The sequence below is a fragment of the Pseudomonas sp. 2822-15 genome, assembly GCF_002742515.1.
Lineage (GTDB): Bacteria > Pseudomonadota > Gammaproteobacteria > Pseudomonadales > Pseudomonadaceae > Aquipseudomonas > Aquipseudomonas salomonii.
In genome coordinates this window covers 697956-710518 of the sequence record NZ_LJRY01000187.1, presented here as the reverse complement: position 1 = coordinate 710518, position 12563 = coordinate 697956, and the positions used below count along the sequence as shown (strand labels likewise).

Below are 12563 nucleotides of genomic sequence, written 5' to 3'. Positions count from 1 at the left end.
TTTCGGAAGTGCCCATGCCTGCGCCGGCCCACCCTCATCACCTTGACTTGACCCTGGCCAACGGCCTGCGGGTTTCCTTGCGTCACGCGCCGCGCCTGAAGCGTTGCGCTGCCATGTTGCGCGTAGCCGCCGGCAGCCATGACGTGCCATTGGCGTGGCCGGGCTTGGCGCATTTTCTTGAGCATTTGCTGTTTCTCGGCACCGCGCGTTTTCCCACAGGCGAAGGCTTGATGGCCTACGTGCAGCGCCAGGGTGGGCAGGTCAACGCCAGTACTCGCGAGCGCACCACGGACTTCTTCTTTGAATTGCCGGTGCCAACCTTTGCCGGTGGGCTCGAGCGGCTGGCGGATATGTTGACCCATCCGCGCCTGACGATTGAAGACCAACTGCGTGAGCGCGAAGTGCTGCAGGCGGAGTTCGTAGCCTGGTCGCAGGATGCCAAGGCGCAGCAGCAGGTTGCGCTGCTGGAAGGTTTGGCGGCGGACCATCCACTGCGCGGTTTTCACGCTGGTAATCGGGATAGCCTGCCGTTGGAACGTGAGGCATTTCAGCAGGCACTGCGGGAGTTTCACACCGCGTTCTATCAGAGCGGGCAGATGACATTGAGTCTTGCCGGCCCGCAGTCTCTGGAAGAACTGCGAACGTTGGCCCAGCGTTTCAGCGAAGAATTGGCCCCTGGCCCTCTGCGCCCCCAAACCGCACCGCCAGCATTGATGCCAGGCCACGCGCGGGGCTATCAACACGTCGCCAATAATCACCTGCACCGCGTCATTACCTGTGACGCGCCCCGCCAAGCACTGGAGTTTCTCTGCACCTGGCTCAACGCTGCGGCGCCGGGTGGTTTGCTGGCCGAGCTGAAAGCACGAAAGCTGGCCAATGCCATGCAGGCGACCGTGCTTTATGCGTTTGCCGGGCAAGCCGTATTGGATATCGACTTTACCCTCGATACTCAAGGCGATTCGGCTACGCAAATCGAAGCGTTGTTGCACGACTGGCTGGGCTTTTTCGCACACAGCGATTGGACACCTTTGCGCGAAGAGTACGCCTTGCAGAACGCCCGTCAGCAACAGATCCAAAGCGCACTGGCAGCGGTGCGAAATGAACGTGAAGACCTGTCGGAACAGGGCGCTGCCGCACTGAAAGCGCTGCTGGATTCGCTGCACCTTGAACCGTCCGAACACCTTTGGCAGTTGCCGCCCAGCAACCCGTTCCTGCGTCCAGCTGCCAAAGAACAACGCGCCGGGCTAATCCGCGGCCAGACCAGCGCCCACCGGGGGTTGCGTACCTTCGCCCAAGACCGTTCCAGAGGCCGTCGGGAGGTGTCGGCGCTGACATTCAGCCAGGCATTGGCGGATGACACCGATGAAGGTGCGCTGTATCTGCAATGGCGGTTTGATTACGCCGCGCCCGCAGGGCTGGAACACGGGTTGCAGACGCTGCGCGAGAACGCTCGTCAAGCGGGTGTTGAGTTGTCTTTCGAAACGATCGGCAATGAGTGGCTGGTGAAGATGATCGGTCTTCACGAACCGATGCCGGCAGTGCTGGACGCCTTGGCGCAGCGCTTAAGCCAACCGCCGGAAGCCGCCCCCGCCGCAACACCGATGATCGCCATCCGAGCGTTGCTCAAGGCGCTGCCGACTTGCTGCAGCGGCACTCACTCCGGGCCAGTGTCATGGGCGACTGCTCGATGGCATGGGCTCGGCGTTGGGTTACCGGCCGCTTGTGAAGCCGCGATCAAAATCGCCGCAGCGCGGCTGCCTGGGCAGGCAGCAAGTATTGAGCACACACCGCCAACCCTCGACGGCCAGAAGCTCTGGCACAGGGTGAAAACAGACGCCAACGACGCGGCTTTGCTGCTGTTTTGCCCAGCGCCGACGCTAACCGTGGCCGATGAAGCCGCCTGGCGACTGCTTGGGCATCTGCTGCACGGGCCGTTTTACCAGCGTCTGCGGGTCGAGCTGCAAATTGGCTACGCAGTATTCAGCAGTATCCGACAGATCAACGGACAAACCGGATTGCTGTTTGGCGTGCAGTCCCCCAGCGTTTCACTGAGCGGGATCGTCGATCACCTGCAGACCTTTCTGAAGCAGCTACCGACGTTAATCGACAGCAGCCCAGACCTGGGCAACCAGCCCCTGGCGCAGCAATTCAGTGCCCAGCAACTGCCCCTTAGCCAAGCCGCCGAGCTGCTGTGGCAGGCGCAGTTGGCGGGCCATCCGGCGGGTTACCTGGACCAGCTACAACACTTGATACAAAACCGCACACGCGAGGATCTGCAGCACGCCGCACAGCAACTCAACGATGCCTCAGGCGGCTGGCGCTGTGTGGCCAACGGCCCGCGAATCAACGATTCCTGGCAACCAGCAGGCTGATCGTTGCCAACCCTGCAACAGGCTTTTTCCGTCAAGACAGCGCTAACTTGAAAATAATTGCGTAATATTCATACGCAATATCTGAACATCTCCGATAGGAGGTGGACTATATGTATTACTTGGTAGTGAACGTCCCATCCCTTGGTAGGAGTATGAATATGACCTGGTCCAAACCCGCTTACACTGATCTGCGTATCGGTTTCGAAGTCACCATGTACTTCGCCAGCCGTTGATTGGCTGAGTAATACAACGCCTCGGTTCGCCCGGGGCGTTTTTGTTTTGAGCTTTGCGTGATGGAGCAATCATGTTTGTCCAGATTCTAGGTTCCGCCGCCGGCGGTGGCTTCCCGCAGTGGAACTGCAACTGCGTGAACTGCGCAGGCTTTCGCGACGGCAGCCTGCGCGCCCAGGCGCGTACCCAATCGTCCATCGCGATTTCCGACGATGGCGTGAACTGGGTGCTGTGCAATGCTTCGCCGGATATCCGTGCGCAACTGCAAGGCTTTGCGCCCATGCAACCCGGCCGTGCCCTGCGCGATACCGGCATCAGCGCAATCATCCTGATGGACAGCCAGATCGATCACACCACCGGCCTGTTGAGCTTGCGCGAAGGTTGTCCGCATCAGGTGTGGTGCACCGACATGGTCCATGAAGACCTCAGCACCGGGTTCCCGCTGTTCAGCATGTTGACCCACTGGAACGGCGGCCTGGCCTGGAACCGTATCGAGCTGGACGCCAGCTTCACCATCCCGGCCTGCCCGAACCTGCGCTTCACCCCGCTGCCACTACGCAGCGCCGCACCGCCCTACTCGCCGCACCGCTTCGACCCGCACCCAGGCGACAACATCGGCCTGATCGTCGAAGACCTGCGCACCGGCGGCAAGCTGTTCTATGCGCCGGGCCTGGGCAAAGTCGACGCGCCGCTGCTGGAAATCATGGCGGGCAGCGACTGCCTGCTCGTAGACGGCACGATGTGGGACGACGATGAAATGCAGCGCCGTGGCGTCGGCACCCGCACCGGCCGCGAGATGGGCCACCTGGCGCAGAACGGCCCCGGCGGCATGCTCGAAGTACTGGAGCAGCTACCCAAGCAGCGCAAGGTGCTGATCCACATCAACAACACCAACCCTATCCTCGACGAAGACTCCCCCGAGCGCGCCGAGCTGGTGCGGCGCAATGTCGAAGTGGCTTACGACGGCATGAGCATTGAATTGTAGGAGCAGACGAAGTGACTGACACACCGTTGACCACCGCCGAGTTCGAAGCCGCACTGCGGGCCAAGGGCGCCTTCTACCATATCCATCACCCGTATCACGTGGCGATGTATGAAGGCCGCGCCACCCGCGAGCAAATCCAGGGCTGGGTCGCCAACCGTTTCTACTATCAGGTGAACATTCCGCTCAAAGACGCTGCGATCCTGGCCAACTGCCCCGACCGCGAGATCCGCCGCGAGTGGATCCAGCGCCTGCTCGACCACGACGGCGCGCCCGGTGAAGACGGCGGTATTGAAGCCTGGTTGCGCCTGGGCCAGGCCGTCGGCCTCGACCCCGACCAGCTGCGCTCTCAGGAGCTGGTGCTGCCCGGCGTACGGTTTGCGGTGGATGCCTATGTCAACTTTGCCCGCCGCGCCAGCTGGCAGGAAGCCGCCAGCAGCTCGCTGACCGAACTGTTCGCACCGCAGATCCACCAGTCGCGCCTCGACAGTTGGCCGCAGCACTACCCGTGGATCGACCCGGCCGGTTATGAGTATTTCCGTACGCGTTTGGGCCAGGCCCGTCGTGATGTGGAACATGGTTTGGCGATCACGCTGCGGCACTACACCACCCGCGAAGGCCAGACACGCATGCTGGAAATTCTGCAGTTCAAACTCGACATTCTGTGGAGCATGCTGGATGCCATGAGCATGGCCTACGAACTTAAACGCCCGCCGTATCACAGCGTGACCGAACAGCGGGTCTGGCATAAAGGGATCACCCTATGAGCTTTGATCGCAGCAAAACACCGAGCTGGCGCCAGGGCTATCGCTACCAGTACGAACCGGCGCAAAAAGGCCACGTGCTGCTCTACCCCGAAGGCATGATCAAGCTCAACGACAGCGCCGCCTTGATCGGCGGGCTGATCGACGGCGAGCGCGACGTGGCCGCCATCATCGCCGAGCTGGATAAACAATTCCCCGGCGTGCCTGAACTCGGTAAAGACATTGAGGATTTCATGGAGGTCGCCCGTGCTAAGCACTGGATCGAACTTGCCTGAAAAGCCACCGATCGGCCTGCCACTGTGGTTGCTTGCCGAGCTGACTTACCGCTGCCCGTTGCAGTGCCCGTATTGCTCCAACCCGCTGGATTTTGCCGAGCAGGGTAAAGAGCTGAGCACCGAGCAGTGGATCAAGGTGTTTCGCGAAGCGCGGGAAATGGGCGCTGCGCAGCTGGGGTTTTCCGGCGGTGAACCGCTGGTGCGCCAGGACCTTGCCGAACTGATCGCCGAGGCGCGCAAGCTGGGTTTCTACACCAACCTCATCACTTCTGGCATCGGCCTTACCGAGCAGAAAATCAGCGACTTCAAAAAGGCTGGCCTGGACCATATCCAGATCAGTTTCCAGGCCAGCGATGAGCAGGTGAACAACCTGCTGGCCGGCTCGAAAAAAGCCTTCGCGCAAAAGCTGGAAATGGCCCGCGCAGTGAAGGCCCACGGCTACCCGATGGTGCTGAATTTCGTTACCCATCGGCACAATATCGACAAGATCGATCGCATTATCGAACTGTGCATTGCCCTGGAGGCAGACTTCGTCGAACTCGCCACTTGCCAGTTCTACGGCTGGGCGCAGCTCAATCGTGTGGGCTTGCTGCCGACCCGGGAACAGCTGGTACGCGCCGAACGCATCACCAACGAATACCGCGCCAAGCTCGAAGCCGAAGGCCACCCGTGCAAGCTGATCTTCGTGACGCCGGATTACTACGAAGAACGCCCAAAAGCCTGCATGAACGGCTGGGGCAGTATTTTTCTGACCGTCACACCGGACGGCACCGCCCTGCCCTGTCATGGCGCCCGACAGATGCCGGTGCAATTTCCCAATGTGCGCGACCACAGCATGCAGCACATCTGGTACGACTCGTTCGGCTTCAACCGTTTTCGCGGCTACGACTGGATGCCCGAGCCGTGCCGTTCATGCGATGAAAAGGAAAAGGACTTCGGCGGCTGCCGTTGCCAGGCGTTCATGCTCACGGGTGATGCGAGCAACGCCGACCCGGTGTGCAGCAAGTCCGAGCAGCACGGCATCATCCTCAAGGCGCGGGAAGAAGCCGAGCATGCCACCCAGACCATCGAGCAGTTGGCCTTTCGCAACGAGCGCAATTCACGGCTCATCGCAAAAGGCTGACGGCCTCAGCGCTTGGCGATGATGTACACCGCGTGGATGATGCCGGGGAAGTAACCGCACAGGGTCAGCAGGATGTTCAGCCAGAACGCCCCGCCGAAACCCACTTGCAGGAACACACCCAATGGCGGCAGCAGAATGGCGATGATGATACGAATGATGTCCATGGGTAAGCTCCAAAAAATCGGCTCGTGTGAGCCGTGTAGCTAATCGACCTTGGGCGTTCGTGAGGGTTCAGTGGGATCTGGCGTTGGGCCATCCTGAAGAGAGCAGACAAAAAAACGCCCCCAGCCAAAAGAATCAGGCTGGGGGCGCCGCGTATGCCGCGAGACGGTTCAGGAATATGAGGTTAAACGGCGATGCCCTTGCGACATTGCAGTTGGGCGGTACGCACGCGGGAGAACGCGCGCGCCAGGCGCAGGAGCATTTCGTCGATGTGGCTTTTGCTCACGTTCAAGGCTGGAGTAAAACGCAAACAGTCGGGTTGCGGGGCGATAAGGATCAGGTCTTCGTGCAATGCAGCCTTTACCACGGCATCCGCAGAATCATCTGACAGTGTCAGGCCCCACAGGAGTCCGTTGCCGCGTAGTTGCCCATGGCCGTAGCGGTAGGCCAGCCGGGCAAGGCCTTCTCCCAGGTACAGGCCGGATTCGCGTACCTGCTCAAGAAAACCGCTTTCCAGCACGGTGTCGAGTACGGCAACACCGGCAGACGCCATCAGTGCATTGCCGTGATGCGTCCCCGCCAATTCCCCCGCTTCGAAACAACAAGCCTTGCCGCGCGCCAGCAACGCCGCCAGCGGCACACCGCCGCCCAGGCCTTTTCCGAGGGTGATGAGGTCGGCACGCACGCCGTACTGTTGTTCGGCCAGCAGGCTGCCGCAACGCCCCATGCCGGTTTGCACTTCATCGAGGATCAGCAGGATCCCCAGTTCACGGCACAGCCGCTCGACTCCCTTCAAATAGTGCTCGGTGGCAGGAATAACGCCAGCTTCACTCTGGATCGGCTCCAACATGATGGCAACCGTTTGGGCATCGACGGCGGCGTGCAGCGCCGGCAAGTCGTTGAAGGGAACATGGCTGAAACCCGCCAGTTGCGGCTCAAAACGGTTGCCGCCGGCACTCGTCGAGGCTGCCAACGCCGCAAAGCTTCGCCCATGACAGCCGCCGCTGGCGCTGATAATGCGATAGGCACCACCGCGATACAGCTGGCCCCATTTACGCGCCAGTTTGATCGCGGCTTCACAGGCTTCCGAGCCGCTGTTGAGCAGGTAACCCTGGTCGCTGCCGGTGTGGTCGCACAGCTGGTCGACGAGGTTCAGTTGGGCGCGGTTGTGCAGGCCATTGCCAGGGTTGATGAGCATATGAGTCTGATCGGCCAGGGCTTTGATCAATACCTGCGGGCTATGGCCGAGGCTGTTGGCGGCGCTGCCCTGGCTGAAATCCAGGTAGGCGCGCTCGTCGCTGTCCCACAGCCACGGGCCCTGGCCACGCACAAACACCTGCGCGGGCCTTGCCACAGTCGGCATCAGGGATTTACTCGAGCCGTCATGGCGCGTATCCACGATCAAATCGTCCAGGCTCGGCGCAGGGCGACGAAACAGATTCACAGATCACCCCCGATGGCAACCGGACCTTGGTCGATGCCCCGTACAAACACGCCCTTGAGGTTTTTTGCCTTGCCTATGTAAACGCCATCAACATAAACGCTATTCATTGCCCGATCCGGCCCTGTAAGCCCTGCGAATAGGCGCTAGACTAGGCGCCCGAGGGGCCATCGGCCATTTCGATTTTCCAGCTTTTTCGATAAGTAAGTCTTATGGATTTCAAGCAACTGCGTTATTTCGTCGCGGTGTATGAGGAAGGCCACGTGGGCCGTGCTGCGGAGCGCCTGTCGATCTCGCAACCGGCCCTGTCACAACAGATTCGCCAATTGGAACAGAACCTGGATGTCAGCCTGTTCGAGCGCAGCAGCAAGCGCCTGTTGCCGACATTGGCAGCACACACCTTGTACAACCACGCATTGCCGCTCATCGATGGTATGCAGCAAGCCGTCGAGGCCTTGCGCAACTTCAAGGGCCAGGCGATGCGCACCTTGGCCATTGGCGTGCTGCAAACCGTGCACACCAGCCTGGTCCCGCAGATGCTCGAGCGCGTGCGCAAAGCCCAGCCGCACCTGGTCGTGCAGATCTATGAATTGACCGGGCTTGAGATCGAGCGGCGCTTGCTCAACGGCTCGTTGGATATCGGCATCAGCTACCTGCCACCCCGCCAGCCGGGGTTAACGGGCGTGTTGCTGTACGAAGATGAACTGAAGGTGGTCATTCCCGAAGACCATCCACTGCGGGAATTCAAGAAAGTCTCGCTGAAACAGGCGGCCGAGCTGCCGATGCTGCTGTTGGGGGAAGAGTTTCAGGTGCGGCAGATCTGGCAAGGCCAGTTATCCAATTTAGGACGACGGCCTCAGGTGCAGGCGGAGTTGAATACGATGGTCGGGATTCTCGACAGCCTGCCCCATACCCAGCTCGCCACCGTATTGCCGGGGCGCTCCCAGGATGAGCACAACAGCAAGGCGCTGCTGTGGAAGCCGTTGAGTGAACCAAGAGTGCCGCTAAAGGTGGGCCTGGTGTGCCGCGACGTCCAGCGCCAGCAAGCGACGGTAGCGTTGTTGCGCACCTTGCTGGAAGATGTGATGAATGCCCCGCAGGCAAGCGCCTGACTTTTTCGCGGGCAAAAGAAAACCCCGCCGAAGCGGGGCTTTGCAGACTGTTTCCCTGACATCCATTTCACTCCGCCGTCCTGGCAGAATCCTACGTGTCCGTGTTGTTGCTTTGCGCTTCCTGCGCGACGTCCATGTGAAGTAGATTATCCGTGGATCCAATTTGGCGATAGAGGACGAATAGCAGCACGTCATGTAAGAGAATGCTTACACGCCCTCCAAGCCCTTAGAACAGTGCTTCATCCAGCAAAAACAATGATTCGCTACCGGCTTTCACCGAAGCACTCAGCGAATGAATACGCGGCAGCAGGCGGGCAAAGTAGAAGCGCGCGGTGCCCAGCTTGCTGGCGTAGAAGTCTTCTTCAGCCTCTTTGCCCAACGCAGCCTTGGCCATGCGCGCCCACATATAGGCATAGGCCATGTAGCCAAAGGCATGCAGGTACTCAACCGAAGCCGCGCCGATTTCATTCGGGTTGGTTTTGGCGCGGTCCAGTACCCAGGCGGTCAACTCATCGAGATTATCCACGGCAGCGCTGAGCGGTCGGGTGAATTCAGCCAGCTCGGCGCCTGAAGCCGCGATGAACTGGCGGATCTCGTCAGCAAACAAGGTGTAGAACGCCCCGCCGCTGCCGACGATCTTGCGCCCCATCAAGTCCAGCGCCTGAATGCCGTTGGTGCCTTCGTAGATCTGGGTGATGCGCACATCACGCACCAACTGCTCCTGGCCCCACTCGCGGATGTAGCCGTGGCCGCCAAAGATCTGTTGGCCGAGCACGGTGGTTTCCAGGCCAAGGTCGCTGAGGAAGGCTTTGGCAACAGGTGTCAGCAGCGCCACCAGGTTGTCCGCACGTTCGCGGACGGCGGCATCTTCACTGAACTTGGCGATGTCCAATTGGGTGGCCACGTAGGTGGAGAACGCGCGACCGCCTTCGTTCGACGCTTTCATGGTCAGCAACATGCGGCGCACATCCGGGTGCACGATGATCGGGTCGGCCACTTTGTCCTTGGCCTGGGCGCCGGTCGGTGAGCGGCTCTGCAGACGATCGCGCGCGTATTCAATCGCGTTCTGATAAGAGCGCTCTCCCGACGCCAGGCCCTGGATACCCACGCCCAAACGCTCGTAGTTCATCATGGTGAACATCGCCGCCAAGCCACGGTTCGGCTCGCCTACCAGGTAACCCACGGCTTCATCGAAGTTCATCACGCAGGTCGCGGACGCCTGGATGCCCATCTTGTGTTCGATGGAGCCGCAGCTCACCGGGTTGCGCGCGCCCAGGCTGCCATCGGCATTGACCATGAACTTCGGCACCAGAAACAGCGAGATGCCCTTTGGCCCGGCCGGCGCATCCGGCAACTTGGCCAACACCAGGTGAATGATGTTGTCGGTGAGGTCATGCTCGCCGCCGGTGATAAAGATCTTGGTGCCACTGATGGTATAGGAGCCGTCCGCCTGAGGTTCAGCCTTGGTACGGATAATGCCCAGATCGGTACCGGCGTGCGCTTCGGTCAGGCACATGGAACCTGCCCACTCACCCGAATACATTTTCGGCAGGTAGGTGGCCTTGAGCGCTTCGCTGGCGTGGGTGTTGATGGAAACACAGGCGCCGGAGGTCAGCATCGGGTACAGGCCAAACGCCAGGCTCGACGAGTTAATCATCTCTTCAACCTGGGCCGACACTGCCTTGGGCATGCCCATGCCGCCGAAGATCGGGTCGCCGCCTACGCCCACCCAGCCACCTTCGGCGTAGGTCTTATAGGCCTGTGGGAAACCATCCGGGGTGCTGACGGCAGTGTCCGCCCAACGGCAACCTTGTTCGTCGCCATTACGGCTGAGGGGCGCGATGGATTTGGCCGTGACCTTGCCGGCCTCCTCAAGGATCGCCTCAACGGTTTCGGCATCTACGGTGTCTGCCAATGCCGGCAATTGGGCCCAGGTGTTGGCGACCTCAAAAACTTCGTTGAGGACGAAGCGCATATCACGCAGCGGCGCTTTGTAATCAGCCATGGCAAACCTCGTGAGAACAGGAAAAGTGATTCGATAGGATCGGTTTTACAGGCTCCGAGTGTACCCGAACAACATTTGAGACACATAGGGTCCGTTAGTGACCAGCAAGTATTTTCGGGTCACACGAAGAGCTAATGTGGGAGCTGGCTTGCCTGCGATGCGAACACCTCGGTACATCAGTTACACCGAATTGATGCCATCGCAGGCAAGCCAGCTCCCACATTTTGACCACAGTGAATCAGTCGCCTTTACAGCGCAAACAACTGCGCCGGCAAGCTCATCAGGCACTCACTGCCCGCCTCCACAGCGGCGCGGTGCGTTGCAGTACGCGGCAACAGGCGCTTGAAGTAGAAATCGCAGGTGGCCAATTTGGCTTGGGCGAACGCTGCGTCGTCATGCGACTGGGCCGCAATGGCCATGCGCAACCACAGATACCCCAGAATGATGTAACCGCTGTACATCAAATAATCCACCGCCGCCGCGCCCACCTCATCCGGGTTTTTCATGGCGGCCATGCCGACCTTCATCGTCAGCTCGCCCCATTGCTGGTTCAGTTGATTGAGCTGCTCAACATGGGCCTTGAGCTGCGGGTGCTCGGCATTCGCCGCGCAGAACTTATGCACAAGCTTGGTAAACCCGCGCAGCAATTTGCCCTGGCTGCCCAGCACTTTACGGCCCAGCAAGTCGAGCGCCTGAATGCCATTGGTGCCTTCATAGATCGGCGCAATCCGCGCATCACGCGCCAGTTGCTCCATGCCCCATTCGCGAATGTAGCCATGGCCGCCGAACACCTGCATACCGTGGTTGGTCACCTCCAGCCCGGTTTCGGTCATAAAGGCTTTGCAGATAGGGGTGAGGAACGCCAACAGGTCTTCGGCCTCCTGGCGTTGGGCGGCGTCACTGTTCAAGTGCGCGGTGTCGAGCAGTTGGGCAGTGAAGTAGGTCAGCGCCCGATTGCCTTCGTTGAAGGCCTTCATGGTCAGCAACATGCGCCGCACGTCGGGGTGCACAATGATCGGGTCGGCGGCTTTATCCGGGGCCTTGGCGCCGGTCAGCGAGCGCATTTGCAGGCGGTCGTTGGCGTATTTGATCGCGCCCTGAAAACTCGCCTCACCATTGCACAAACCCTGCATGCCTGTACCCAGGCGCGCGTGGTTCATCATGGTGAACATGCAATTGAGGCCCTTGTTCGCCTCGCCAATCAAAAAGCCCTTGGCGCCGTCGAAGTTCAGCACGCAGGTTGCCGAGGCCTTGATGCCCATCTTGTGCTCGATGGAACCGCAGTGCACCGCGTTGCGCTTGCCTGAATCAGCATGGAACTTGGGCACGATAAACAACGAGATGCCCTTGGTGCCCGCCGGTGCGTCCGGCAGTTTGGCCAGCACCAAGTGAATGATATTGGCGCTCATGTCGTGCTCGCCGGCCGAGATGAAGATCTTGCTGCCGGTGACCGCGTAACTGCCATCCGCCTGGGGCACGGCGCGGGTCTTGATCAGGCCCAGGTCAGTGCCGCAATGGGCTTCGGTGAGGCACATGGTGCCGGTCCATTCGCCGGCGGTGAGTTTGCTGAGGAACGTGGTTTTCTGCTCCTCGGTGCCGTGGGCGTGGATCGCCGACATGGCGCCGTGGGTGAGCCCCGGGTACATGCCCCAGGAGGTGTTGCTGGAGCCGATCATCTCGCTGAGCACCAGCCCCAGGGACAGCGGCAAGCCCTGGCCACCGTAGGCCGGGTCCGCCGCTACGCCATGCCAGCCGCCTTCCACGTATTGGGCAAAGGCTTCCTTGAAGCCCTTGGGCGTGGTGACCACGCCGTTGTCGAAGTGGCAGCCCTCTTCATCGCCACTGCGATTAAGTGGCGACAGCACGTTTTCGCAGAATTTGGCGCCTTCTTCGAGGATCGCGCTGACCATATCGGGGCTTGCGTCGGTCGCGCCCAACGCGGCGTAGTGGCCGTGAAAATCAAACACGTTGTCGATCAGAAAGCGCATGTCGCGCAGGGGAGCTTTGTACTCAGGCATGGCAATGTCTCCGGCAGCAGATGCCTTCAACCTACTGCCGGCCACCGCCTCGAACAATCACTGTAGAACCGCTGAATA

At 60.4% G+C, this 12563-nt stretch carries 11 protein-coding genes; 7 read left to right on the top strand and 4 right to left on the bottom strand.

Going from position 1 to position 12563, the window contains the following annotated elements:
- Positions 1–14: 14 nt before the first annotated feature.
- The 6 genes from pqqF (at position 15) to pqqE (ending at position 5747) form a co-directional block, all read left to right on the top strand.
- Positions 15–2372: a pyrroloquinoline quinone biosynthesis protein PqqF gene (gene pqqF / locus AOA59_RS18135; protein WP_099488581.1), complete on the top strand. Its 2358-nt coding sequence runs from the start codon at positions 15–17 to the stop codon at positions 2370–2372.
- A gap of 158 nt (positions 2373–2530) precedes the next feature.
- Entirely contained in the window at positions 2531–2605 is a 75-nt protein-coding gene (gene pqqA, locus AOA59_RS18130; RefSeq protein WP_003194766.1) for a pyrroloquinoline quinone precursor peptide PqqA, read from the top strand.
- A 71-nt stretch (positions 2606–2676) separates the two neighbouring features.
- The gene (pqqB, locus tag AOA59_RS18125; protein WP_099488579.1) at positions 2677–3588 is read left to right on the top strand and encodes a pyrroloquinoline quinone biosynthesis protein PqqB; all 912 of its coding nucleotides are present in this window, start codon (positions 2677–2679) and stop codon (positions 3586–3588) included.
- A gap of 11 nt (positions 3589–3599) precedes the next feature.
- Positions 3600–4352, top strand: coding sequence for a pyrroloquinoline-quinone synthase PqqC (gene pqqC, locus AOA59_RS18120; protein WP_099488577.1), 753 nt, complete (start codon positions 3600–3602; stop codon positions 4350–4352).
- Positions 4349–4624 (top strand): pyrroloquinoline quinone biosynthesis peptide chaperone PqqD, encoded by a 276-nt coding sequence (gene pqqD, locus AOA59_RS18115; RefSeq protein WP_099488575.1) that lies wholly within the window; start codon positions 4349–4351, stop codon positions 4622–4624. Before pqqC ends, pqqD begins: the two co-directional genes overlap by 4 nt.
- Complete coding sequence (gene pqqE / locus AOA59_RS18110) at positions 4617–5747, top strand: pyrroloquinoline quinone biosynthesis protein PqqE (RefSeq protein WP_099488573.1); 1131 nt, start codon at positions 4617–4619, stop codon at positions 5745–5747. Before pqqD ends, pqqE begins: the two co-directional genes overlap by 8 nt.
- Positions 5748–5752: 5 nt before the next feature.
- Here pqqE and AOA59_RS18105 read toward each other — a convergent pair whose 3' ends face one another.
- Positions 5753–5911 (bottom strand): YqaE/Pmp3 family membrane protein, encoded by a 159-nt coding sequence (locus AOA59_RS18105; protein ID WP_003194776.1) that lies wholly within the window; start codon positions 5909–5911, stop codon positions 5753–5755.
- A 182-nt stretch (positions 5912–6093) separates the two neighbouring features.
- Positions 6094–7353, bottom strand: a complete 1260-nt coding sequence (locus tag AOA59_RS18100) for an aspartate aminotransferase family protein (RefSeq protein ID WP_099488571.1) — start codon at positions 7351–7353, stop codon at positions 6094–6096.
- Positions 7354–7562: 209 nt separating this feature from the next.
- Between AOA59_RS18100 and AOA59_RS18095 the strand changes: the two genes are divergently transcribed.
- Complete coding sequence (locus tag AOA59_RS18095) at positions 7563–8462, top strand: LysR family transcriptional regulator (protein ID WP_065929400.1); 900 nt, start codon at positions 7563–7565, stop codon at positions 8460–8462.
- A 226-nt stretch (positions 8463–8688) separates the two neighbouring features.
- On the opposite strand, the gene AOA59_RS18090 is transcribed toward AOA59_RS18095, so the two are convergent.
- Positions 8689–10467, bottom strand: coding sequence for an acyl-CoA dehydrogenase C-terminal domain-containing protein (locus tag AOA59_RS18090; protein WP_099488569.1), 1779 nt, complete (start codon positions 10465–10467; stop codon positions 8689–8691).
- Between the two features lie 248 nt (positions 10468–10715).
- Entirely contained in the window at positions 10716–12485 is a 1770-nt protein-coding gene (locus AOA59_RS18085) for an acyl-CoA dehydrogenase C-terminal domain-containing protein (protein WP_099488567.1), read from the bottom strand.
- Positions 12486–12563 lie beyond the last annotated feature (78 nt).